Here is a 21567-nt window from a genome sequence, read left to right on the forward strand (position 1 = left end):
GACCCTGTCCCATGAGTCTGACCGGAGTTCCTCATGCTGCGTAGCTTTCTGATGCTGGCTGCCTTTTTTGGCTTTACCGGTGTCGCCCTTGGCGCCTTCGCCGCCCACGGCCTGAAAAACCGCCTGAGCGCCGAGTACCTGGCGATCTTCCACACCGGCGTGACTTACCAACTGGTGCATACCCTGGCGCTGTTTGGCGTGGCGTTGCTGGCGGCGCATATTCCCGGTCGCCTGGTGACCTGGGCAGGTCTATCGTTTGCGGTCGGTATCCTGTTGTTCTCCGGCAGCCTGTACGTGTTGACCATGACCGGGATCAGCAAGCTCGGGATCATCACGCCGTTTGGCGGGCTGGCGTTCCTGCTCGGCTGGTTCTTCCTCGGCCTGGCGGCATGGCGCCTGCAGGCGGCCTGACCAAGGGGCTTGGGTCATCAACCGTGATCAAGCTAGAATGCGGGCCCCTAAAAACGATGGCGGCCCGTGGCATGCGCATTCAGTTGAACGGCGAACCCCTTGAACTGCCCGACGGTGAAACCGTTGCGGCCCTGCTGACCCGCCTGGATTTGACCGGGCGTCGTGTCGCAGTGGAACTCAACCTGGATATCGTCCCGCGCAGCCAGCACGCAGGCACCGCGCTCAGCGAGGGTGACCAGGTCGAAGTGGTCCACGCCATTGGCGGCGGCTAGTCGCCTGCCCGAATTCTGCAGAACCTCACCCCAATTCGAGGATTTCCCATGAGCATCGTTCGTAGCGACAAGCCCTTCGTCCTGGCCGGTCGTACCTACCAGTCCCGTCTGCTGGTCGGCACCGGCAAATACCGCGACATGGAAGAAACCCGCCTGGCCATCGAGGCCTCGGGTGCCGAGATCGTCACCTTCGCCGTACGCCGCACCAACCTCGGCCAGATCGAGGGCGAGCCCAACCTGCTCGAAGTCCTGTCGCCGGACCGCTACACCTTCCTGCCGAATACCGCCGGTTGCTACGACGCCATCGAAGCCGTGCGCACCTGCCGCCTGGCCCGTGAGCTGCTCGACGGCCACAACCTGGTAAAGCTGGAAGTGCTGGCCGACCAGAAAACCCTGTTCCCCAACGTGATCGAAACCCTCAAGGCCGCCGAGACCCTGGTCAAGGAAGGCTTTGACGTGATGGTCTATACCAGCGATGACCCGATCATCGCGCGCCAACTGGCAGAAATCGGCTGCATCGCGGTGATGCCGTTGGCCGGCCTGATCGGTTCCGGCCTGGGCATCTGCAATCCGTACAACCTGCAGATCATCCTCGAAGAAGCCAAGATCCCGGTGCTGGTGGATGCGGGCGTAGGCACTGCCTCCGACGCCACAATCGCCATGGAACTGGGCTGCGACGCGGTGCTGATGAACTCGGCCATCGCTCATGCCCAGCAACCGATCATGATGGCCGAAGCCATGCAACACGCCATCGTCGCGGGCCGCCTGGCCTACCTCGCCGGGCGCATGCCGAAAAAACTCTACGCCAGCGCCTCTTCGCCGCTGGATGGTCTGATCAAGTAAGAGCCATTGATGACTGAATCAAACGAAACGCCGAACACCCTGGCAGCAGGCGACGAGTCCAAGCACCGCCGCATCAAGAGCTTTGTGATGCGCGCCGGTCGCATGACCGAGGGCCAGCAAAAGGGCCTGGAGCAAGGCACGCCGCTGTTCGTGCTGCCCCTGGCCGACGCGCCGGTGGACTACGATCAGGTCTTCGGCCGTTCGGCCCCGCGTTCCCTGGAAATCGGTTTCGGCATGGGCCACTCCTTGCTGGAGATGGCCGCCGCCGCGCCGGACCAGGACTTCATCGGTGTGGAAGTGCACCGCCCCGGCGTCGGCGCGCTGCTCAATGGCGTGCTGACCCAGGGCCTGACCAACCTGCGGGTTTACGACTGCGACGCGATCGAAGTGCTCAACCGCTGCATCGCCGATAACAGCCTCGACCGCCTGATGCTGTTCTTCCCCGATCCCTGGCACAAGGCCCGCCACCACAAGCGCCGCATCGTCCAGGCCTCCTTTGCCGAACTGGTGCGCAGCAAGCTCAAGGTGGGTGGCATCCTGCACATGGCCACCGACTGGGAACCGTATGCCGACTACATGCTGGAAGTGATGAACGTCGCCCCCGGCTACCGCAACCTGGCCGAAGACGGCAAATGCGTGCCGCGCCCGGCCGAGCGCCCGATCACCAAGTTCGAACGCCGCGGCGAGCGGTTGGGGCATGGGGTTTGGGATTTGAAGTTCGAGAAGGTTGACTGACAAGTCGGCAGGTTGGAATACGGTCAAAAATGTGGGAGCGGGCTTGCTCGCGAAAGCGGTGGATCAGTCGACATCTTAAGTGACTGACACTCCGCATTCGCGAGCAAGCCCGCTCCCACATTTGTATCCCTGCTGAATCCTAAATCAGCGGCGGTCCGCAACCACGCCAATCAACACCAGCACCACCACCAAAACCGGCGCCAAACTGTAGTTATTAAACTGGCTCAACCCCCGCACAATCCACGGCGTGGCGTAGATCAGCGCCGCGCCGCTGCCGATCATGCACAGCAGTGCCATCAACGGTACGCGCAAGGCGCCGGCGATACTGCCCAGGCGCGCTTCGACCCAGCCCTTGATGTCGGCACCGAACAGCACCAGCAAGCAGCCGACGAGGGCCAGGGAGATTTCCGACAGGTTGCTGCGGCTCCAGCGGGATACGGTGGCGAGCAGGTCGAGTACCAAATCCATTCGATTTCCTTAAAGAGCGTCAGCTCAAAAACGTCTGCAGCAGGTCATTGAGAAAGAGTTGCCCGCGGTCGGTCGCCGCCAGGCGTGAGGGTTCGACCTGCATCAGGCCACTTTGTTCTGCCTCGCGACGGCCTTCGTCAAGGGTCGACAGATCGAGACCCGTACGCTCGGCGTAGAGCCTGGCTTCGACGCCTTCGGTCAGGCGCAAAGCGTTCATCAGGAACTCGAACGGCAGCTCTTCGTTGGTCAGTTCTTTCGCGCCGGCCTGGAAGTTTTTAGCCGGGTTGAGGTAGTCCTTTGGCGCCCGCGTTTTCCAGGTGCGTACGATGCGTCCGTCGGGGTGGCTGAGCTTGCCATGGGCGCCGGCACCGATGCCGATGAAGTCGCCGAAACTCCAGTAGTTCAGGTTATGCCGCGCCGTACGACCCGGTTGGGCGTAGGCCGACACCTCGTATTGCGCGTAACCGTGTTCGGCGAGCAGCGCCTGGCCGGCTTCCTGGATATCCCACAGGGTGTCGTCTTCCGGCAGCGTTGGCGGCTGGTTCCAGAACACCGTATTGGGTTCCAGGGTCAACTGGTACCAGGACAAGTGCGTCGGCTTCAGCGCGATAGCCTGGCGCAGGTCGTCCAGCGCGTCGTCCAGGGACTGATCGGGCAAACCGTGCATCAAGTCCAGGTTGAAGTTGTCGAACCCGGCCTGGCGCGCCATGCCGGCGGCGCGTACGGCTTCATCGCCATTGTGGATGCGGCCCAGGGCTTGGAGTTTTTCCTGCTGGAAGCTCTGGATGCCGATCGACAGCCGGTTGATTCCCAACGCGCGATACGCCACGAACTTTTCCTGCTCGAACGTCCCGGGGTTGGCCTCCAGGGTGATCTCGATATCGCTGGCGAACGGGATACGCGACTCCACGCCCTTGAGCAGACGGCCCAGCGCCGCAGCGCTGAACAGGCTGGGCGTGCCGCCGCCGAAGAAGATCGAACTCAGCTCACGGCCGTAGACGGCGTGCAGGTCTTGATCGAGGTCTGCCAGCAGGGCGTCCACATACTCTTCTTCCGGCAGCACTTTGCTGGCGGTGTGAGAGTTGAAGTCGCAATACGGGCATTTGCGCACGCACCACGGGATGTGGATATACAGCGCCAGAGGCGGCAGCAGGGGCAACGCCGCCCGAGGTGTTTGCGCGCCACCGTGGATCAGCGGCTGCGCAGAGGTGTTCTGGATCATTTCAGGCTCAGGCGTTGGCGCAGCAAATCCATTGCGCGGGCGCGGTGGCTGATCCGGTTCTTGTCGGCCGGGCTCAGTTCGGCGCTCGAGACATTGCGCTCCGGCACCCAGAACAGCGGGTCATAGCCAAACCCATGCTCCCCGCTGGCGGCATGCAGGATGCGCCCGTGCCACAGGCCTTCGCACAGGATCGGCAACGGGTCATCGGCATGCCGCACCAGGGCCAGCACACACACGAACTGCGCGCCACGCAACGCGTCCGGCACGTCCTTGAGGGCGTCGAGCAGCTTGGCATTGTTGGCCGCATCGCCCTTGCCGTCGGCGTAGCGCGCCGAGTAAATGCCAGGCGCGCCGCCGAGAAAGTCCACGGCCAGGCCCGAGTCATCCGCCAGTGCCGGCAGGCCGGAGATGCGCGCGGCATTGCGTGCCTTGAGAATGGCGTTCTCGACGAACGACAGGCCGGTCTCTTCCGGTTCGACCTGGCTGAACTCGCCAATCGAGCGCAGGTGTACGGCTTCGCCGAGCATGGCCTGGAGTTCTTTGAGCTTGCCGGCGTTATGGCTGGCCAGTACGAGTTGGGTGAGGTTCATCGGTCGGCCGGAAACAGTTCTTGGTTGAATTGGAAACCGTGGGCTTTACCGCCGGTTTCAACATTGATGGTAAACGTCTTGTATTCGCGCTGCGTCACGGAGTAGGGCGCGAGGTAACTGATGCCGCCTTTCTCTTCGATTTGCTTGAACGTCAGAATCTCGCTCTTGCCGCCCAAGTCCTTGATGGTGCCGGTCACTTGGGCCGCGACCGGGGTGACGCCCTTGATCACCGTCACGTTGATCAAGCCCTTCTCCTTGCTGCGCACCACGCCGACTTTCTGGGCGGTTTCCGGCGGCAGGAAGCTTGAGGTGAAGGTGTTGTAGTGCACGGTGATATCACCGAAGTCTTTCTTGCGATTAGCGTCAATAGTGTCCGCCGCCATGGCGCTGGCGCCCAGGCACGCGGTCAGTAGAAAAATAGCCAAGCGACTCATGAACGTCCCTCTTGAAAATGATTAGACGGCAATTTTGTGGTCGGTCAGGCCAGGACTGCTGACCCGGTAGATACCGATTTCGCCCAACAGGTTGGGCCATAGCTTACTCGCCCAGCCGTGGCGGTGCTGTTGATCGACGGCAAGGCGGTTGATCACCTTGGCTTCACGCTCGCCACACAGGGCTTCGAAGTCTTCGAAGGTGCAAAAGTGAATGTTCGGCGTGTTGTACCAGGTGTAGGGCAGGAAGTCCGAGACCGGCATGCGGCCCTTGGTGGCCAGGTACCAGCGGCAACGCCAATGCCCGAAGTTGGGGAAGGTGATGATGCACTGACGGCCCACGCGCAGCATTTCGTCGAGTATGCGGTCCGGGTAGTGCACCGCTTGCAGGGCCTGGGTCATCACTACGATGTCGAAGCTGTTGCTGGCAAAATTGCCCAGGCCCTTGTCCAGGTCCTGCTCGATCACGTTGATGCCCTTGGCCACGCACTGGGCGATATTGTCCGGGTCGTTTTCCAGGCCGTAGCCGGTGACCTGCTTGTTGTCGCGCAGCCAGCTCAGCAGCTCGCCATCGCCGCAGCCCAGGTCGAGCACGCGGCTGCCGGCGGGGATCCAGTCTTGGATGATGTCCAGGTCGGCTCTCATGGCGTTCTCACACTGCTATTCGGTTCATGTAATTGCTGAAGGCCTGCAAGTAACGCGGGATCGGGATCAAGAAGGCGTCGTGGCCTTGCGGAGCATCGATTTCCAGGTAGCAGACGTCTTTTTTCGCCGCCATCAGGGCGTCCACCAGCTCGCGGGAGCGCGCCGGCGAAAAGCGCCAGTCGGTGGTGAAGGACATCACGCAGAACTTGGCCGTGGCGTGTTCGAAGGTTTTCGCCAGGTCGTCGTCGTGGTTCGCCGCCGGGTCGAAATAGTCCAGGGCCTTGGTCATCAGCAGGTAGGTGTTGGCGTCGAAACGCCCGGAGAACTCCTCGCCTTGATAACGCAGGTAGCTTTCCACCTGGAATTCGACGCTGTGGAAGTCGTAATTGAGCTTCTCGCTCTTGAGGCCACGGCCGAATTTTTCGCCCATGGAATCGTCGGACAGGTAGGTGATATGCCCGACCATCCGCGCCAGCATCAGGCCACGCTTGGGAATGACCCCGGCTTCCTGGAACGAGCCGCCGTGGAATTCAGGGTCGGTGAGGATGGCCTGGCGCGCCACTTCGTTGAAGGCAATGTTCTGCGCCGACAACTTGGGGGCCGAGGCGATGGCCAGGCAATGGCGCACGCGGTCCGGGTAAGTGATGGTCCATTGCAGCGCCTGCATGCCGCCCAGGCTGCCGCCGATCACCGCCGCCCACTGGTTGATGCCGAGCAGGTCGGCGAGACGCGCCTGGCTGTGTACCCAGTCTTCCACGGTCAGCACCGGGAAGTCGGCGCCGAACGGCTTGCCGGTTTCCGGGTTGAGGCTGCTGGGACCGGTGGAACCGTTGCAGCCGCCGAGGTTGTTCAGGCTGACCACAAAGAACCTGTTGGTGTCGATCGGCTTGCCGGGACCGATGCAGCTGTCCCACCAGCCGGGCTTGCGCTCGTCGACCGAGTGGAAACCGGCGGCGTGATGATGGCCGGACAGGGCGTGGCAGATCAGCACGGCGTTGCTCGCCGTGGCGTTCAGTTGGCCGTAGGTTTCATAGATCAGGTCGTAGGCGGGCAGCGAACGCCCGCAGGCCAGGGCCAGCGGTTCGCTGAAGTGCGCCACTTGGGGCACGACCAGTCCAACAGAATCGGGGGGAAAGGCAGTTGGCATCGACCCTGCTCTCGTTTAAATGAGGCGTAAGTCTAAAGAGCGGGGACCCCAGCGGCAAGCAAAGGCCTGCGGGGATTGTATTCAACACACAGAAACAAAATGTGGGAGCGGGCTTGCTCGCGAAGGCGGTGGGTCAGCCGACCTATTTATTGGCTGATAGTCCGCTTTCGCGAGCAAGCCCGCTCCCACATTTGATCCGCGTTAGATGAGCAAACGCAGGATTTCCGGCATCCCGGTCATCGCCGCCAGGTTGTTGATCACCAGCATGTCCAGCAACTTGAGCACCATGAACGCCAGGATCGGCGAGATGTCCAGGCCACCCAGGTTCGGCAGCAGGCGGCGGAACGGCGCCAGGGCCGGTTCGCAGATCTGGTTCACCAGCTCGGCGCCAGGGTTGTGGCTGCCCGGCGCGACCCAGGAAAGGATCACGCTGATGATCATGGCGAAGAAGAAGATCTTCAGGAACAGCGCGGTCACGCCGATGATCGCCCAGACCAGCAATTGGAGGAAGTTGCCGGTGGTGCCGTAGGTCAGCAGCAGAGTCAGGGCCATCAAGGCCAACTGCACCAGGATCGCCAGGACCAGCGACGACATGTCCAGGCCAAACAGGCTGGGGATGATCCGACGCAACGGCTTGAGCAGCGGCTGGGTGGCCTTGACGATGAACTGGCAGAGCGGGTTGTAGAAGTTGGCGCGTACCAGTTGCAGCACAAAGCGCAACAGCACGACCAGCAGGTACAGGCTGCCGAGGGTTTGCAGCACGTAGACGGCTGCGGTGTTCAAACCAATCATGTTGGCTCCTTATTTGCCCAGTTGTTCGGCGAGTTCGGCCGAGCGGTGCGCGGCGGCGGTCAGTGCTGTTTCGACCAGGGCTTCAAAGCCCCCGGCCTGGAACGATTCGATGGCCGCTTGTGTGGTGCCGCCGGGGGAGGTCACGCGGCGGCGCAGCTCGGCGGCGTCCACGTCGCTGGCGACCGCCATATGCGCGGCGCCCAGGGCAGTCTGTTCAGCCAGTTGCTCGGCAACGTCCTTGGGCAGGCCCAGTTTCACGCCGGCGGCGGTCATGGCCTCGATCAGCAGGAAGAAATAGGCCGGGCCGCTGCCGGATACGGCGGTGACCGCGTCCAGTTGCTGTTCCTGTTCCAGCCACAGGGCGATGCCCACGGCGCTCAGCAGCTCTTGCGCCTGGCCACGTTGTTCGGCGCTCACTTCGGCGGTGGCGTATAACCCGCTCACGCCTTGGCTGACCAGTGCCGGTGTATTAGGCATGCAGCGCACGATTGGCTGTGTACCCAGCCAGTTATTCAGGCTGGCGCAGGTGATGCCGGCAGCGATGGACACCACCAGTTGGTGCGGCTGCAGGCTCGGGCGCAGGCTTTCGCACACGGCCTTCATGGCCTGCGGTTTCACCGCCAGCACGATCACATCAACGCCCTGGATAGCCTCGGCATTGTCGGCGAAGGTTTCGATGCCGTGCTCGGCGCTGATGCGCGCGCGGGTGTCGGCGCCGGGGTCGCTGGCGCGGATCTGCGCCGCATCCAGGCCCTTGGCCCGTAGGCCACCGATCAGGCTGGCCGCCATGTTGCCGGCGCCGATAAAGGCAATACGCGTGTCGCTCATGACAGGTCCTTATTCAAATGGAAGTCAGCCATGTTCATGGCTGGCCGTAGTCGCGGGCGCCAAACAGGGCGGTACCGATCCGCACCCAGTTGGCGCCTTGGGCGATGGCCGACTCGAGATCGTGGCTCATGCCCATGGAAAGTGTGTCCAGCGCCAGATTCAAATCGGCCTGCAGCTCGCGTACGCGGGCGAACGCCGCATCTTGCGCGGCGCGATCCTCAGTCGGCTCGGGAATCGCCATCAGGCCGCGCAGCTTCAAGCGCGGCAGGGCGCTGATCGCCTTGGCCAAGGCCGGCAGGTCGGCGGGTGTGCAGCCGGACTTGCTGGCTTCGCCACTGACGTTGACCTGAATGCAGATATTCAGCGGCGGCAGGTCGGCCGGGCGTTGTTCGGACAGGCGTTCAGCGATTTTCAAGCGGTCCACGGAATGCACCCAGGCGAAATTCTCGGCGATAGCGCGCGTCTTGTTCGATTGAATGGGGCCGATGAAGTGCCAACTCAAGGGCAGGTCGGTTAATTCGGCTTGTTTGCCCAGGGCTTCCTGCAGGTAGTTCTCACCAAAGTCGCAGACGCCGGCGGCGTAGGCTTCGCGCACGGCCTGGGCGGGTTTGGTCTTGCTCACGGCCAGCAGGTGGATGCTGTTTGCGTCACGTTGCACGGCGTCGGCTGCGGCGCGGATGCGCTGGCTAACCAGGCCGATATTGTCTGCTATCGTCGACATTCAAGATGCGCCCGTGGATATGGAGTCCGCGGCATTCTACTGGAAATGGAAAGCCCTATGGATATCACTGAATTACTTACGGCCAGCGTGCGCCGTGGCGCCTCCGACCTGCATTTGTCGGCTGGCCTGGCGCCGATGCTGCGGGTCGATGGCGAGGTCTGGCCGCTGGAATGGCCGGCGCTCTCGCCCCCGCAAATTGCGGACTTGTTGAGCCCGTTACTCAATCGGCATCAACAAAAGGATTTCGAAACATCTCTTGATACGGATTTTGCCTTCGAGCTGCCCGGCGTGGCGCGGTTCCGGGTGAACGTGTTCCGGCAGGAGCGGGGGATGGGCGCGGTCTTTCGTACCATCCCCTCTGAGGTGCAGAGCCTGGAAAGCCTCGGCCTTGGCGAAGTATTCCAGCGCATCGCCCAGTTGCCCGGCGGGCTGGTATTGGTGACCGGGCCCACCGGTTCAGGCAAATCCACCACCCTGGCGGCCATGATCGATTTTCTCAATCAGCATCGGCGCCAGCACATCCTTACCCTCGAAGACCCCATCGAATTCATCCACACGCCCAAAACAGCGTTGATCAACCAACGCCAGGTACACCGCGACACCCATAGTTTTTCCAGCGCACTGCGCTCGGCGCTGCGAGAAGACCCGGATGTGATACTGATAGGCGAGCTGCGCGACCTGGAAACCATCCGCCTGGCGCTGACCGCCGCGGAGACCGGGCACCTGGTATTCGGCACTTTGCACACCCGCTCCGCGGCAAAGACCGTGGACCGGCTGGTGGACGTATTCCCGGCCGGGGAAAAGGCCATGGTCCGCTCGATGCTGGCGGAGTCGCTGCAGGCGGTGGTGTCCCAGGTGCTGGTGAAGAAAATCGGCGGCGGGCGGGTGGCGGCCCACGAAATCATGCTGGGCACGCCGGCCGTTCGCAATTTGATCCGTGAGGACAAGGTGGCGCAGCTGGTCTCGGCGATCCAGACCGGCGGCGCGTTGGGAATGAAGACGTTGGATATGAGCTTGAAGGCGCTGGTCGGGGAGGGCGTGATCAGTCGGGAAGAGGCGCGGGAGAAGGCGAGGGTGCCTGCCGATATTTAAAGCACACCGTGATCAGTGTGGGAGCTGGCTTGCCTGCGATGACGGTGTGTCAGCTTGCACAATATTGCCTGGCAGTCCGCTATCGCAGGCAAGCCAGCTCCCACATTGGACAGCATTCCAGATGGGGAGCCAGGTGCATTCAGATCAGCGCTGTACAACCCGCAGGTTGTTGTTCTGCTCTTTAGGCAGTACCCGCTTGGCAATCACGTAGTTCTTGTCCCAGAACGGCTTCTTCAGCGTATCGATGCTGACCGATTTGCCACGGCGCGGTGCGTGGATGAAACGGTCGTTGCCCAAGTAAATGGCAACGTGGTTGACCTGGCGGCTCTTCAACTTGAAGAACAGCAAGTCACCCGGCTTCAGGTCCTTGCGGTCAACTTTTTGCCCGTGGCCGGCGGCCATGGCGTTGGAAGTACGCGGCAAATCCACGGCAGCGACGTCGTTGAACGCATATTTCACCAGGCCACTGCAGTCGAACCCTTTACTTGGGCTGCTGCCGCCCCAACGATAAGGAGTACCGAGCACGTTGACGGCGCGGCTGAGGACGGTGCTGCTCTGCTTGGTGTTGACGGCCATCAGGGCTGGCGTTGCTTTACCGTGGGCCTTGCTCAGTTGAGTCGGGCGGTTCACGGTGGGCTTTACCGATTTGGCGGTGCCGGGGGTGCTGTGGACTTTAGGGGTGAAACCGTTAACGTTAGGAAGTCGTTGCTCACGATTGGTGGCGTGGGCGGCCAGTGGCATTAATAGGCAAATGGTTAGCCATGTCTTGAAAAATGGTCGCATTAGGCGTGGCTCATATAGGTTTGCGCGCAACTTTATAACAGCTTTTTGTGTCGTTCTCAGGCCGTTTGTCGACTGAACCTTGACGTTAAAATCAGGAAAAACGCGACAATCCGCCGCAATTGTCCTACACAAGTCAGGTGGCATAAGGCTTTCAGGGCAGGGACGATACCATTTGCCGTACGTCGGGCGCTCGTAAAAAAGTCACAAAGAAAGTGAAAAAATTTATCTATCGAGGCAAAAGAGGTACGCGATGAACACCTATCAGCAGATTGGTTCGCAGCAAGACACCCACAGCAAGGTGATCGGTTACCTGTTGTGGATTTTCGGTTTTACCGGCGCGCATCGCTTTTACTACGGCAAACCCGTCACCGGTACGATCTGGTTTTTTACCTTGGGCCTGTTGGGCATCGGCTGGCTGATCGACTTCTTCCTGATCCCGGCCATGGACCGTGAAGCGGACCTGCGTTTCACCGCCGGACCCATCGAGTACAACGTGGCCTGGATCCTGTTGGCGTTTCTGGGAGTGTTCGGCGTGCACCGCATGTACCAGGGCAAATGGATCACTGGCCTGATCTACCTGCTGACCGGTGGTTTGTTCCTGGTGGGGGTGCTGTATGACTTCTGGACGTTGAATACGCAGATTTCGATCCGCAATGCCGAGCGTAACGGCGGGCGCTGAATGTCTTAGGTCTGGTGAAGATCAAAATGTGGGAGCGGGCTTGCTCGCGAAAGCGGTGTATCAGGCAATGATGAATTAACTGACACTCCGCCTTCGCGAGCAAGCCCGCTCCCACATTTTACTGTGCCCACTTCAGACCGGCGTTAAGCCTGGTAGCTGACCCGTCCGTCGACGATGGTGTAGCGCACCGTCGCCGGCAGGCTATGCCCGATGAACGGGCAGTTTTCGCCCTTGGACAGCCAATGCTCCCCGGCAACGGTGGAGGCGGCCGGGTCGAACAACACCAGATCCGCCGCCGAACCCACCGCCAACTTGCCCGCCGGCAGGCGCAAGGCCTCGGCCGGGCCTGTGCTCAGGCGCGCCAGCAGTGTTGGCAAGTCCAGCAAGCCTTCTTCAACCAATGTCATCGCCAGCGGCAGCAGCAGTTCGACGCTGCTGATACCCGGCTCTGTCGCACCGAACGGCGCCAACTTGGCATCCCGCTCATGGGGCTGGTGATGGCTGGAAATCGCCGAGACCACGCCGGATTTGACCGCCGCGCGCAAACCTTCGCGGTCGGCACGGGTACGCAGCGGGGGCTGCACGTGGTACAGGCTGGAAAAGTCGATCAGCGCTTCATCCGTCAGGATCAACTGGTACAGGGCGACGTCCGCCGTCACCGGCAAGCCACGGGCCTGGGCCTGGGCGATCAGGGCAACGCCGCGAGCGCTGGTCAGTTGGCTGAAGTGCGCGCGCACCCCGCTTTGTTCCACCAGCAGCAGGTCACGGGCCAGGGCCACGGTTTCGGCGGTTTCCGGAATGCCCGGCAGGCCGAGGAAGCTGGCCACGGCGCCTTCATGGGCCAGGCCACCTTCGGCCAGATCGCGGTCCTGGGAATGGAAGATCACCGTCAGGTCGAAGGTGGCCGCGTATTCCAGGGCGCGGCACAAGGTCCGGGTGCTGCGAAAGCTCTCCAGGCCATTGCCGAACGCTACGCAACCGGCGTCGCGCAAGGCGATCAGTTCGGCCAGTTGTTCGCCTTCCAAACCTTTGCTCAGGGCGCCGATGGGGAACACTTTGCAATTGCCGGCTTCACGGGCGCGGTCGAGGATCAGCTCGGTCACGGCCGAGGTGTCCAGCACCGGCTTGGTATTCGGTGGGCAGCACAGGCTGGTCACGCCACCGGCGGCGGCGGCGCGGGTTTCGCTGATGATATTGCCCTTGCGGCTGTAACCCGGCTCGCGCAGGGCGACGTTCAGGTCCACCAGCCCAGGCGCGGCCACCAGGCCTTTGGCGTCGAGGGTCTCGCTGGGGCTGAAGCCTGCGGGCGCGGCGCCGATGGCGATGAGCTTGCCGGCTTCCAGGTGCAGATCGATAACTTGATCCAGGCCGCTGGCCGGATCGATGACGCGGGCGCCGAGGATGCTGAGCTTCACTGGGCGTTCTCCTGCTCGAATTGACGTTGCGCGGTCTGCCCGCTCATGGCCATGGACAACACCGCCATGCGCACGGCGATGCCGTAGGTCACCTGGTTGAGGATCACCGACTGGTTACCGTCGGCCACCGCCGACTCAATCTCCACGCCGCGGTTGATCGGGCCCGGGTGCATCACGATCGCGTCCGGCTTGGCGCCGGCCAGGCGTGCGGTGGTCAGGCCGAACAGGCGGTAGAACTCGCCTTCGCTCGGCAACAGGCCGCCGGCCATGCGTTCGCGTTGCAGGCGCAGCATGATCACTACGTCCACGTCCTTGAGGCCTGCGGTCATGTCGGTGTAGACCTTCACGCCGTACTGTTCGATACCGATCGGCAGCAGGGTCTTCGGTGCGATCACGCGGATGTCCGGGCAGCCCAGGGTTTTCAGGGCCAGCATGTTCGAGCGCGCCACCCGCGAATGCAGGATGTCGCCGACGATGGCCACCGAGAGGTTTTCAAAGCTGCCCTTGTGCCGACGGATGGTGAGCATGTCGAGCATGCCCTGGGTCGGGTGGGCGTGGCGGCCGTCGCCACCGTTGATGATCGCCACCTGCGGGCACACGTGCTCGGCGATGAAGTGCGCGGCGCCGGAATCGCCGTGGCGTACCACGAACATGTCGGCGGCCATGGCTTCCAGGTTGCGCAGGGTGTCGAGCAGGGTTTCGCCCTTGCTCGCCGACGAGGTGGACACGTTCAACGTGATCACGTCGGCCGACAAACGCTGGGCGGCCAGCTCAAAGGTGGTGCGGGTGCGGGTGGAGTTCTCGAAGAACACATTGCAGATGGTCTTGCCGCGCAGCAGCGGGACCTTCTTCACCGCGCGTCCACCGACCTCGAGGAACGAGTCGGCGGTGTCGAGGATCTCGGTGAGCAGCTCGCGGGGCAGGCCGTCGAGGGACAAGAAATGTTGCAACTGGCCCTGAGCATTGAGCTGCAGCGGGCGCTTGGCATCTAGAGGCGTCATCGCGGGGACTCTGTACAAGGCGGTTTAAGGGGCAAGGTCTTGCAGTTCGAGTTCGAGCGGCGTGGGACCGGACAATTTTACCCGCTGGTGGGCGGCAAGCGACAGAGTGGCGCCGACCACATCCGGGCTGATCGGCAATTCGCCGGCGTCCAGGTCCAGCAGGCACACCAGGGTCACACTGGCCGGGCGGCCGTAGTCGAACAGCTCGTTCAGGGCGGCGCGGATGGTGCGGCCGCTCATCAGCACGTCGTCGATCAGCACCAAGTGCTGGCCTTCGATCTCGAACGGCAGGGCCGAAGGGCGCACTTGCGGGTGCAGGCCGTTCTGGCTGAAGTCGTCGCGGTAGAAGGATACGTCGAGCGTGCCCAGCGGCGAATCACTGCCCAGTTCTTGCAGCAACGCCTGGGCGACCCACACACCGCCGGTACGAATGCCGATGAAACGTGGCTCGCTGATGGCGCGGTGTTGCAGATGGGCCCTGAGGCGCGTGGCCATCTGGCTGATCAGTTCGGCGGGGTTCGGCAAGCTCATGGTGGCTCCTTGTTAAGTGTGTAGGCACATGCTTGCTCACGAAAACTCATGGGTATCGTTCATCCAATATCCACGCGGTATCGTTAACGTTTTTCGCGGGCAAGCCCGCTCCCACAGGGTTGCGGCAAAGTCAGGATTCAAATAAAGCGGTGTTTTCGTCCAGCCAACCCTGCAACAACAGAGCGGCCGCGATGGCGTCCACGGGGTTGTCGCGGTAGCTGCCTTTCTGTCCGCCACGGTCGCGCCGCTCGCCCTTGGCTTCAAAGGTGGTGAGGCGTTCATCGTGGGTATAGAAGGGAATGTTGTAGCGGCCGTTGAGGCGGCGTGCGAATTTTTCAGCGCGCAGGCACATATCGCTGGGCGTGCCGTCCATGTTCAGCGGCAGGCCAACCACGACCGCGTCGGGTTTCCATTCTTTAATGAGGGCTTCAACCTGGTTCCAGTCCGGTATGCCGTTCTGGGCTTTCAAGGTACACAGCTCGCGGGCCTGGCCGGTGATCACCTGGCCGACCGCTACGCCGATCTGTTTGGTGCCGTAGTCAAAACCGAGGATCAGGCGTAAAGCCATCAGGCGTGCCCCGCCTGGCTGGTCAACAGGTTGAGGTTGACCCGCAGCGTGGCCGCCGCCGCTTCCAGGCGCAGCTCGCTGGAGGTGTTGAACAGGATATCGGCGTCAAACGGGCAGGTCAGCCACGCATTACTCGCCAGTTCGGCTTCCAACTGGCCCGCTTCCCAGCCGGCGTAGCCGAGGGTGATCACGCTCTGCTCGGGGCCCACGCCGTCGGCGATGGCGAACAACACGTCCTGGGAAGTGGACAGCGACACGCCTTCCAGATCAACCGTCGCCTGGAATTTCGGCCCGCTGGGGTGCAGCACAAAGCCACGATCGGTCTGCACCGGCCCGCCGAAGTAGATCGGCACGTGCTGGCAACTGGCCGGCGGATCGATTTCCGGACGCAATTGCTCAAGGATATCCGCCAGGCTCAGCTCCTGTGGACGGTTCACCACCAGCCCCATGGCACCATTGGCCGTGTGCTCGACGATGTAGGTCAAGGTCTGCGCAAAGTTCGGGTCGGCCATATGGGGCATGGCGATCAGGAATTGGTGCTTGAGGTAGGTCGGGCTGACATTTTTCATGTCCGCTAGTGTGGCGTTGGAGGGGCGAACTGACAAGTGTAGTGAGCGCGCACCACAAAGGGAGCGGTCAGTTGCTCGACAGCCGATCACCCTTGGCAAATTTCCAGGTGCGGATGATTTCCAGGCGGTCCACGTCGTTCAAATCGCCGGTAAACGGGGCAAACGGCGCGGCCAGGCGCACGATACGCTGGGCGGCCTGGTCCAGCAGAGGCTGGCCGGAAGATTCCAGCACCTGCACTTCATATAGCGTGCCGTCGCGGTTGATCGACACCAGCAGGCGCAGATTGCCGTAGATCTGTTGGCGCCGCGCTTCTTCGGGGTAGTTGAGGTTGCCGATGCGCTCGACCTTCTTGCGCCATTCATCCTTATACCAGGCGCCTTTGTCACGCATGGTCGAAGCAGCGTTCAGCCGGTAGATGCGCGGACGCTTGGCGTACAGTTGCTGTTCGTGGGCCAACTCGGCTTCCAGGCTGGAAATCTCGTCGGTCAGCGTCGAGCTGTCGAAGGTCGGAGCCGGCTTGACGGGCTCGGGTTTCGGTTCGGTCTTGGCCTTTTCGCGCTGGGTCGGGGCTTTTTGCGGCTTGGGTGCGACGGTGGTGACGGCGGCTTTGGGCGTGGCCTGCTTGACCTCCGGCTTGGGCGCCGGCGGCGGCGTGACTTTATTCACCTTGTTGTCCTGGAACGGCGCCACTTCGGTGGTCTTGGGCACGGCTTTTTTATCCAGCGTGCCGCTGCCCTGCTGATTGTCCTGGGCAAGAAAGTCAGCCTTTTCGGGCTTTTTTTCGCTTTTGAACGTGGCGAGGGTGATTTCCAGGGTTTTACTGATTTGCTTGGGCTCGACCATGGAGAACCCCACGCCGAGGATCAGGGCCAAGTGGATCAGTGCTGCCAGAAACAGGGTAAATCCGAGCCGATCAGCCGGGCGCACGCCGCGGTGGGAGAGTTCTGGGGGCAGATCGGACGGGAGTGTCATGACAAAAAAACCAACATCGCACGTTTCACAGGTGGCGCATGATAACGCAATGTTGGCGTGTGTCCGGCTGTTCTATGTCACTTGGCTTGCAGCTTGCGCTCAATGGCAGCCATCAACATTTCGCCGATGTTCGTGCCAAATGCATTGTCGATCTCGCGAATACAGGTCGGGCTGGTAACGTTGATTTCAGTCAGGTGCTCACCGATCACGTCCAGGCCGACAAACAGCAAGCCCTTTTCACGCAGGGTCGGGCCGACCTGGGAAGCGATCCAGCGATCCTTGTCCGACAATGGCCGCGCTTCACCACGGCCACCGGCCGCCAGGTTGCCGCGCGTCTCGCCGGCTGCCGGGATACGCGCCAGGCAGTAATCCACCGGTTCGCCGTCGATCATCAGGATGCGCTTGTCGCCGTCCTTGATCGCCGGCAGGTAGGCCTGGCCCATGATCTGCTGGGTGCCCAGGGCTGTGAGGGTTTCCAGGATTACTGATAGGTTCGGGTCGCCGGCGCGGTGCCGGAAAATCGAGGTGCCGCCCATGCCGTCCAGCGGCTTGAGGATCACATCACCGTGCTTGGCGGCGAACTCACGCAGCACGTCGGCGCGGCGGCTGACCACGGTCGGCGGCGTGCATTGCGGAAACAGCGTGGCGAACAGTTTTTCATTGCAGTCGCGCAGGCTCTGCGGCTTGTTGACGATCAGCACGCCGGCGCGCTCAGCCTGCTCCAGCAGGTAGGTGGAGTAGACGAATTCCATGTCGAACGGCGGGTCCTTGCGCATCAGGACCACGTCCAGGTCGCTCAGGGGGCTGTCGATTTCATCCGCAAGCTCGAACCACTTTTCAGGGTTGGCAAACACCTGCAGCGGGCGCATACGTGCACGGGCCTCGCCGTCACCCTGGTAAAGATCGCGCTGCTCCATATAGAACAACGTCCAGCCGCGAGCCTGGGCGGCCAGGAGCATGGCCAGCGAGCTGTCCTTTTTATAGGAGATGCTGGCGATAGGGTCCATGACAATGCCGACGCGAACGCTCATGGGGGATTTCCTCTAGCAAATGGGTGCGCATAAAAGTGGCGTCAGAGTGGCGCTGTGGCTGTTGTGGGTCAAGGAAAAACCACCTGGCCGGTTGCTCGATAGATTGCGCCCAAAGACTGTGCTAAAAAGACTGCCACGGCGCAGCAGCGCCTTGAATTCCAAGGCTTGCGGCGCTCATCCCGGGCAACATCAGGCAGTACACACGAAAAAACCGATTCGCTGTGGCGATGGCAGAGCAGATATGGAACAGCATTCCAACGCCTTGAGGGTGATGGTGATCGACGACTCGAAGACGATCCGCCGCACCGCTGAAACCCTGTTGAAAAACGTAGGGTGCGATGTCATCACGGCCATCGACGGTTTCGATGCCCTGGCCCGGATTGTCGACCATCACCCGCACATTATTTTTGTCGACATCATGATGCCGCGCCTGGATGGCTATCAGACCTGCGCATTGGTGAAGAACAACCCGGCGTTCAAATCGATCCCGGTGATCATGTTGTCTTCCAAGGACGGCCTGTTCGACAAGGCCAAGGGGCGTATCGTGGGTGTCGATCAGTTTTTGACCAAGCCGTTCAGCAAGGAAGAACTGCTGGGCGCGATCAAGGCCTATGTGCCAGGGTTCGCCGCAGTAGAACAAGCACACTGACGCCGCCCCACAAGGGCGGCGTCCACCTATGTAGTGGGGAAAACCATGGCACGTGTTCTGATCGTCGACGATTCGCCGACCGAAATGTACAAACTGACCGGTATGCTGGAAAAGCATGGCCACCAGGTCCTCAAGGCCGAAAACGGCGCGGATGGCGTGGCCCTTGCCCGTCTGGAAAAGCCCGACGCCGTGCTGATGGACATCGTGATGCCGGGTCTCAACGGCTTCCAGGCTACGCGCCAATTGTCCAAGGAGCCGGAAACCAACGGTATCCCGATCATCATCATCACCACCAAGGACCAGGAAACCGACAAGATCTGGGGCGCGCGCCAGGGCGCCAAGGATTACCTGACCAAACCTGTGGATGAAGAAACCCTGATCGCCACCCTGAATAAGGTGTTGGCTGGTTGACTGTTCGCCATCATGACCGAGTCGCACACCGCCTTCGAACTGCTGCTGGACATTGACCGCCGCTGCCGCCTGCTGGCCGCCGACCTGCCATCCCAGGAAGCTCGCCTGCAGCGTTGGAGCGGCATCGGCTTTCGTTTGGGCGAGCATTGGTATGTCGCGCCCATGGGTGAAGTGGCCGAAGTCCTGCATGAACCGCGTTGCACTTTGATGCCCGGAGTCAAGGCCTGGGTCAAGGGTGTGGCCAACCTGCGTGGGCGCTTGTTACCGGTGATGGACCTGGGCGGTTTCCTCGGCCTGGAGCTGTCCAAGGTGCGCAAACAACGGCGGGTATTGGTGGTGGAATATAACGATCTGTTTGTCGGGCTGCTGGTGGACGAGGTGGCGGGGATGCAACATTTTGCACAAGACGCGTTGCTGGCGAACGCCGCTCCCGGTGCGCCGTTCATTCAGGGCCGATTCGATGGCGACCCGCAGTGGCAGGTCTTCAGCCCCTTCGCCCTGGCCAAGGCCGCGGGTTTCATGGACGTTGCCGCATGACCACCGCGACCACCCCCAGGCCTCAGGCCGGCTCGCGCAGCCGCTCGCAGATCATCGTGCTGTTTATTGCACTGATCGTGTTCATCATGTTGCTGTTCGCCAACTTTGCGTACCTCAACACGCAGTCCACTTACGACAAACAGTACATCGGCCACGCCGGTGAGCTGCGCGTGCTGTCCCAGCGCATTGCCAAGAACGCCACCGAGGCCGCTACGGGCAAGGCCGCTGCGTTCAAGCTGTTGGCGGATGCGCGTAACGACTTCGCCCAGCGCTGGGGCTACCTGAAAAAAGGCGACCCGCAAACCGGCCTGCCCGCCGCGCCCGGCGCCGTGCGCGCCGAAATGCGCGCGGTGCAGACCGACTGGGAAGCGCTGCTGAAAAACACCGATGCGATCCTCGCCAGCGAACAGACGGTGCTGTCTTTGCATCAGGTGGCCGCGACGCTCGCCGAAACCGTGCCGCAATTGCAGATGGAATCGGAGAAGGTCGTCGACATCCTCCTGCAACGCGGCGCCCCGGCCAGCCAGGTGGCCCTGGCCCAGCGCCAATCGTTGTTGGCTGAACGTATCCTCGGCGCGGTGAACACCGTGCTCGCCGGCGACGAAACCGCCGTACAGGCCGCCGACGCGTTCGGCCGCGACGCCAACCGCTTCGGCGTGGTGCTCAACGGCATGCTCAACGGCAATCCAGGGCTGCGCATCACCCAAGTCGAAGACCGAGATGCCCGCGCGCGGCTGGGGGAAATCGCCGAGCTGTTCGAGTTTGTCTCCGGCTCCGTGGATGAAATCCTCGAAACCTCGCCGCAACTGTTCCAGGTGCGCGCCTCCGCGAGCAATATTTTCAACCTGTCGCAAACCCTACTCGATGAGGCCTCGCACCTGGCCACCGGGTTTGAAAACCTGGCCAGCGGGCGCAGCTTCGACACCATCGGCGGCTATGTGCTGGGCCTGCTGGCGTTGACCTCGATCATCCTGATCGGCCTGGTCATGGTGCGCGAAACCAACCGTCAGTTGCATGAAACCGCCGAAAAAAACGAGCGCAACCAGAACGCGATCATGCGTCTGCTGGACGAAATCGAAGACCTGGCCGACGGCGACCTCACGGTGACTGCCTCGGTGACCGAAGATTTCACCGGTACCATCGCCGACTCCATCAACTATTCCGTGGACCAACTGCGTGACCTGGTCGCCACCATCAACCTCACCGCCGGGCAAGTCGCCGGCGCGGTGCAGGATACCCAGGCCACCGCCATGCACCTGGCCCAGGCCTCGGAACACCAGGCCCAGCAGATCGCCGAAGCCTCCACCGCGATCAACCAGATGGCCCAGTCCATCGACCAGGTGTCGGCCAACGCCGCAGAATCCTCGGCGGTCGCGGAGCGCTCGGTGGAGATCGCCAACAAGGGCAATGAGGTGGTGCACAACACTATCCACGGCATGGACAACATTCGCGAGCAGATCCAGGACACCGCCAAGCGCATCAAGCGCCTGGGCGAGTCGTCCCAGGAGATTGGCGACATCGTCAGCCTGATCGATGACATTGCCGACCAGACCAACATCCTCGCCCTGAACGCCGCGATCCAGGCCAGCATGGCCGGCGATGCCGGGCGTGGCTTTGCGGTGGTTGCCGATGAAGTGCAGCGCCTGGCCGAGCGCTCATCGGCCGCAACCCGGCAGATCGAAACCCTGGTGCGGGCGATCCAGGCCGACACCAACGAAGCGGTAATCTCCATGGAGCAGACCACCACCGAAGTGGTGCGCGGCGCACGCCTGGCGCAGGATGCCGGGGTGGCGCTGGAAGAGATCGAAGGCGTGTCGAAAACCCTGGCGGCGCTGATCCAGAGTATCTCCAATGCGGCGCAGCAACAGACGTCTTCGGCGGGGCAGATTTCCCTGACCATGAATGTGATCCAGCAGATCACTACGCAGACGTCGTCGGGCTCTACGGCCACCGCTGAGAGCATCGGCAACCTGGCGAAGATGGCCAGCGAGTTGCGTAGGTCGGTGTCGGGTTTCACCCTCCCGCCGCCACAACGGGTCGATGATTGAAATGCGACCCAAAGAACACCACAGTCCAAATGTGGGAGCTGGCTTGCCTGCGATAGCGGTGGGTCAGCTACCTATATATCAACTGACAGACCGCCATCGCGGGCAAGCCAGCTCCCACATTAGATCTCCATTATTCCTGGCAGCATCTGCAACTCAAAAATTCTCACCGGAGTGA

Annotated in this window: 27 protein-coding genes; 10 read left to right on the forward strand and 17 right to left on the reverse strand. The window is 62.0% G+C overall.

Going from position 1 to position 21567, the window contains the following annotated elements; translation table 11 throughout:
- The first annotated feature begins 33 nt into the window (after positions 1–33).
- From H0Z09_RS02250 to trmB, 4 genes are all read left to right on the forward strand, one after another.
- On the forward strand, positions 34–411 hold the full coding sequence (locus H0Z09_RS02250; RefSeq protein ID WP_186686746.1) for a DUF423 domain-containing protein: 378 nt from the start codon (positions 34–36) through the stop codon (positions 409–411).
- Between the two features lie 71 nt (positions 412–482).
- Positions 483–683 carry a sulfur carrier protein ThiS gene (thiS, locus tag H0Z09_RS02255; protein ID WP_104505352.1) on the forward strand — a complete coding sequence of 67 codons (201 nt, stop codon included), beginning with the start codon at positions 483–485 and terminating at the stop codon, positions 681–683.
- Positions 684–731: 48 nt separating this feature from the next.
- Complete coding sequence (locus H0Z09_RS02260) at positions 732–1526, forward strand: thiazole synthase (protein ID WP_003234615.1); 795 nt, start codon at positions 732–734, stop codon at positions 1524–1526.
- A gap of 9 nt (positions 1527–1535) precedes the next feature.
- Positions 1536–2261 (forward strand): tRNA (guanosine(46)-N7)-methyltransferase TrmB, encoded by a 726-nt coding sequence (trmB, locus tag H0Z09_RS02265; RefSeq protein WP_186686749.1) that lies wholly within the window; start codon positions 1536–1538, stop codon positions 2259–2261.
- A gap of 144 nt (positions 2262–2405) precedes the next feature.
- Here trmB and H0Z09_RS02270 read toward each other — a convergent pair whose 3' ends face one another.
- The 9 genes from H0Z09_RS02270 to H0Z09_RS02310 all read right to left on the reverse strand — a co-directional run bounded on the left by H0Z09_RS02270 (position 2406) and on the right by H0Z09_RS02310 (position 9105).
- Positions 2406–2729, reverse strand: coding sequence for a DUF3392 domain-containing protein (locus H0Z09_RS02270; RefSeq protein WP_003176691.1), 324 nt, complete (start codon positions 2727–2729; stop codon positions 2406–2408).
- Positions 2730–2748: 19 nt separating this feature from the next.
- Positions 2749–3951, reverse strand: a complete 1203-nt coding sequence (hemW, locus tag H0Z09_RS02275; RefSeq protein WP_238340184.1) for a radical SAM family heme chaperone HemW — start codon at positions 3949–3951, stop codon at positions 2749–2751.
- Positions 3948–4541, reverse strand: coding sequence for an RdgB/HAM1 family non-canonical purine NTP pyrophosphatase (gene rdgB / locus H0Z09_RS02280; RefSeq protein WP_186686766.1), 594 nt, complete (start codon positions 4539–4541; stop codon positions 3948–3950). The genes hemW and rdgB overlap by 4 nt, the downstream gene beginning before the upstream one ends.
- Positions 4538–4975 carry a DUF4426 domain-containing protein gene (locus H0Z09_RS02285; protein WP_076953141.1) on the reverse strand — a complete coding sequence of 146 codons (438 nt, stop codon included), beginning with the start codon at positions 4973–4975 and terminating at the stop codon, positions 4538–4540. The genes rdgB and H0Z09_RS02285 overlap by 4 nt, the downstream gene beginning before the upstream one ends.
- 21 nt (positions 4976–4996) lie before the next feature.
- On the reverse strand, positions 4997–5617 hold the full coding sequence (gene metW / locus H0Z09_RS02290; RefSeq protein WP_017735309.1) for a methionine biosynthesis protein MetW: 621 nt from the start codon (positions 5615–5617) through the stop codon (positions 4997–4999).
- Positions 5618–5624: 7 nt separating this feature from the next.
- Entirely contained in the window at positions 5625–6764 is a 1140-nt protein-coding gene (locus H0Z09_RS02295) for a homoserine O-acetyltransferase (RefSeq protein ID WP_076953143.1), read from the reverse strand.
- Positions 6765–6965: 201 nt separating this feature from the next.
- The gene (locus H0Z09_RS02300) at positions 6966–7556 is read right to left on the reverse strand and encodes a YggT family protein (RefSeq protein ID WP_186686769.1); all 591 of its coding nucleotides are present in this window, start codon (positions 7554–7556) and stop codon (positions 6966–6968) included.
- Between the two features lie 9 nt (positions 7557–7565).
- On the reverse strand, positions 7566–8384 hold the full coding sequence (gene proC, locus H0Z09_RS02305; RefSeq protein WP_186686772.1) for a pyrroline-5-carboxylate reductase: 819 nt from the start codon (positions 8382–8384) through the stop codon (positions 7566–7568).
- Positions 8385–8418: 34 nt separating this feature from the next.
- The gene (locus H0Z09_RS02310) at positions 8419–9105 is read right to left on the reverse strand and encodes a YggS family pyridoxal phosphate-dependent enzyme (RefSeq protein ID WP_186686774.1); all 687 of its coding nucleotides are present in this window, start codon (positions 9103–9105) and stop codon (positions 8419–8421) included.
- A gap of 57 nt (positions 9106–9162) precedes the next feature.
- Here H0Z09_RS02310 and H0Z09_RS02315 point away from each other — a divergent pair, with 57 nt between their 5' ends.
- Positions 9163–10197: a type IV pilus twitching motility protein PilT gene (locus H0Z09_RS02315; protein ID WP_186686776.1), complete on the forward strand. Its 1035-nt coding sequence runs from the start codon at positions 9163–9165 to the stop codon at positions 10195–10197.
- Positions 10198–10341: 144 nt separating this feature from the next.
- Here H0Z09_RS02315 and H0Z09_RS02320 read toward each other — a convergent pair whose 3' ends face one another.
- On the reverse strand, positions 10342–10980 hold the full coding sequence (locus tag H0Z09_RS02320) for a C40 family peptidase (protein WP_186686778.1): 639 nt from the start codon (positions 10978–10980) through the stop codon (positions 10342–10344).
- Positions 10981–11248: 268 nt separating this feature from the next.
- On the opposite strand from H0Z09_RS02320, the gene H0Z09_RS02325 reads away from it, so the two are divergent.
- On the forward strand, positions 11249–11659 hold the full coding sequence (locus H0Z09_RS02325) for a TM2 domain-containing protein (RefSeq protein WP_186687016.1): 411 nt from the start codon (positions 11249–11251) through the stop codon (positions 11657–11659).
- 143 nt (positions 11660–11802) lie between these two features.
- On the opposite strand, the gene H0Z09_RS02330 is transcribed toward H0Z09_RS02325, so the two are convergent.
- The 7 genes from H0Z09_RS02330 to gshB form a co-directional block, all read right to left on the reverse strand.
- Complete coding sequence (locus tag H0Z09_RS02330; protein WP_186686780.1) at positions 11803–13074, reverse strand: dihydroorotase; 1272 nt, start codon at positions 13072–13074, stop codon at positions 11803–11805.
- Positions 13071–14075 carry an aspartate carbamoyltransferase catalytic subunit gene (locus H0Z09_RS02335; RefSeq protein WP_186686783.1) on the reverse strand — a complete coding sequence of 335 codons (1005 nt, stop codon included), beginning with the start codon at positions 14073–14075 and terminating at the stop codon, positions 13071–13073. The genes H0Z09_RS02330 and H0Z09_RS02335 overlap by 4 nt, the downstream gene beginning before the upstream one ends.
- 24 nt (positions 14076–14099) lie before the next feature.
- Positions 14100–14606 carry a bifunctional pyr operon transcriptional regulator/uracil phosphoribosyltransferase PyrR gene (gene pyrR / locus H0Z09_RS02340; RefSeq protein ID WP_186686784.1) on the reverse strand — a complete coding sequence of 169 codons (507 nt, stop codon included), beginning with the start codon at positions 14604–14606 and terminating at the stop codon, positions 14100–14102.
- A gap of 130 nt (positions 14607–14736) precedes the next feature.
- Positions 14737–15174: a Holliday junction resolvase RuvX gene (ruvX, locus tag H0Z09_RS02345; protein ID WP_003176676.1), complete on the reverse strand. Its 438-nt coding sequence runs from the start codon at positions 15172–15174 to the stop codon at positions 14737–14739.
- Positions 15174–15743, reverse strand: a complete 570-nt coding sequence (locus H0Z09_RS02350; protein ID WP_076953153.1) for a YqgE/AlgH family protein — start codon at positions 15741–15743, stop codon at positions 15174–15176. The genes ruvX and H0Z09_RS02350 overlap by 1 nt, the downstream gene beginning before the upstream one ends.
- 67 nt (positions 15744–15810) lie before the next feature.
- Positions 15811–16716, reverse strand: coding sequence for an energy transducer TonB (locus H0Z09_RS02355; protein ID WP_186686786.1), 906 nt, complete (start codon positions 16714–16716; stop codon positions 15811–15813).
- Between the two features lie 77 nt (positions 16717–16793).
- On the reverse strand, positions 16794–17747 hold the full coding sequence (gshB, locus tag H0Z09_RS02360; RefSeq protein WP_186686787.1) for a glutathione synthase: 954 nt from the start codon (positions 17745–17747) through the stop codon (positions 16794–16796).
- Between the two features lie 241 nt (positions 17748–17988).
- Here gshB and pilG point away from each other — a divergent pair, with 241 nt between their 5' ends.
- From pilG to H0Z09_RS02380, 4 genes are read left to right on the forward strand one after another with little or no spacing between them, the layout of a single operon-like run.
- A complete protein-coding gene (pilG, locus tag H0Z09_RS02365; RefSeq protein WP_010564379.1) occupies positions 17989–18396 on the forward strand; it encodes a twitching motility response regulator PilG in 408 nt (135 codons plus the stop codon).
- 45 nt (positions 18397–18441) lie between these two features.
- Positions 18442–18807: a twitching motility response regulator PilH gene (gene pilH / locus H0Z09_RS02370; RefSeq protein ID WP_076953156.1), complete on the forward strand. Its 366-nt coding sequence runs from the start codon at positions 18442–18444 to the stop codon at positions 18805–18807.
- 12 nt (positions 18808–18819) lie between these two features.
- Complete coding sequence (locus H0Z09_RS02375) at positions 18820–19344, forward strand: chemotaxis protein CheW (RefSeq protein ID WP_186686790.1); 525 nt, start codon at positions 18820–18822, stop codon at positions 19342–19344.
- Complete coding sequence (locus tag H0Z09_RS02380; RefSeq protein WP_186686793.1) at positions 19341–21392, forward strand: methyl-accepting chemotaxis protein; 2052 nt, start codon at positions 19341–19343, stop codon at positions 21390–21392. Before H0Z09_RS02375 ends, H0Z09_RS02380 begins: the two co-directional genes overlap by 4 nt.
- The last annotated feature ends 175 nt before the right edge of the window (positions 21393–21567 follow it).

Source organism: Pseudomonas sp. SWRI18 (assembly GCF_014268345.1).
Classification (GTDB): domain Bacteria; phylum Pseudomonadota; class Gammaproteobacteria; order Pseudomonadales; family Pseudomonadaceae; genus Aquipseudomonas; species Aquipseudomonas cedrina.

Bases quoted from the DNA above. Each gene is read 5' to 3' on its own strand.
- H0Z09_RS02250 (WP_186686746.1), top strand. From the start codon at position 34: ATGCTGCGTAGCTTTCTGATGCTGGCTGCCTTTTTTGGCTTTACCGGT.
- thiS (WP_104505352.1), top strand. From the start codon at position 483: ATGCGCATTCAGTTGAACGGCGAACCCCTTGAACTGCCCGACGGTGAA.
- H0Z09_RS02260 (WP_003234615.1), top strand. From the start codon at position 732: ATGAGCATCGTTCGTAGCGACAAGCCCTTCGTCCTGGCCGGTCGTACC.
- trmB (WP_186686749.1), top strand. From the start codon at position 1,536: ATGACTGAATCAAACGAAACGCCGAACACCCTGGCAGCAGGCGACGAG.
- H0Z09_RS02270 (WP_003176691.1), bottom strand. From the start codon at position 2,729: ATGGATTTGGTACTCGACCTGCTCGCCACCGTATCCCGCTGGAGCCGC.
- hemW (WP_238340184.1), bottom strand. From the start codon at position 3,951: ATGATCCAGAACACCTCTGCGCAGCCGCTGATCCACGGTGGCGCGCAA.
- rdgB (WP_186686766.1), bottom strand. From the start codon at position 4,541: ATGAACCTCACCCAACTCGTACTGGCCAGCCATAACGCCGGCAAGCTC.
- H0Z09_RS02285 (WP_076953141.1), bottom strand. From the start codon at position 4,975: ATGAGTCGCTTGGCTATTTTTCTACTGACCGCGTGCCTGGGCGCCAGC.
- metW (WP_017735309.1), bottom strand. From the start codon at position 5,617: ATGAGAGCCGACCTGGACATCATCCAAGACTGGATCCCCGCCGGCAGC.
- H0Z09_RS02295 (WP_076953143.1), bottom strand. From the start codon at position 6,764: ATGCCAACTGCCTTTCCCCCCGATTCTGTTGGACTGGTCGTGCCCCAA.
- H0Z09_RS02300 (WP_186686769.1), bottom strand. From the start codon at position 7,556: ATGATTGGTTTGAACACCGCAGCCGTCTACGTGCTGCAAACCCTCGGC.
- proC (WP_186686772.1), bottom strand. From the start codon at position 8,384: ATGAGCGACACGCGTATTGCCTTTATCGGCGCCGGCAACATGGCGGCC.
- H0Z09_RS02310 (WP_186686774.1), bottom strand. From the start codon at position 9,105: ATGTCGACGATAGCAGACAATATCGGCCTGGTTAGCCAGCGCATCCGC.
- H0Z09_RS02315 (WP_186686776.1), top strand. From the start codon at position 9,163: ATGGATATCACTGAATTACTTACGGCCAGCGTGCGCCGTGGCGCCTCC.
- H0Z09_RS02320 (WP_186686778.1), bottom strand. From the start codon at position 10,980: ATGCGACCATTTTTCAAGACATGGCTAACCATTTGCCTATTAATGCCA.
- H0Z09_RS02335 (WP_186686783.1), bottom strand. From the start codon at position 14,075: ATGACGCCTCTAGATGCCAAGCGCCCGCTGCAGCTCAATGCTCAGGGC.
- pyrR (WP_186686784.1), bottom strand. From the start codon at position 14,606: ATGAGCTTGCCGAACCCCGCCGAACTGATCAGCCAGATGGCCACGCGC.
- ruvX (WP_003176676.1), bottom strand. From the start codon at position 15,174: ATGGCTTTACGCCTGATCCTCGGTTTTGACTACGGCACCAAACAGATC.
- H0Z09_RS02350 (WP_076953153.1), bottom strand. From the start codon at position 15,743: ATGAAAAATGTCAGCCCGACCTACCTCAAGCACCAATTCCTGATCGCC.
- H0Z09_RS02355 (WP_186686786.1), bottom strand. From the start codon at position 16,716: ATGACACTCCCGTCCGATCTGCCCCCAGAACTCTCCCACCGCGGCGTG.
- gshB (WP_186686787.1), bottom strand. From the start codon at position 17,747: ATGAGCGTTCGCGTCGGCATTGTCATGGACCCTATCGCCAGCATCTCC.
- pilG (WP_010564379.1), top strand. From the start codon at position 17,989: ATGGAACAGCATTCCAACGCCTTGAGGGTGATGGTGATCGACGACTCG.
- pilH (WP_076953156.1), top strand. From the start codon at position 18,442: ATGGCACGTGTTCTGATCGTCGACGATTCGCCGACCGAAATGTACAAA.
- H0Z09_RS02375 (WP_186686790.1), top strand. From the start codon at position 18,820: ATGACCGAGTCGCACACCGCCTTCGAACTGCTGCTGGACATTGACCGC.
- H0Z09_RS02380 (WP_186686793.1), top strand. From the start codon at position 19,341: ATGACCACCGCGACCACCCCCAGGCCTCAGGCCGGCTCGCGCAGCCGC.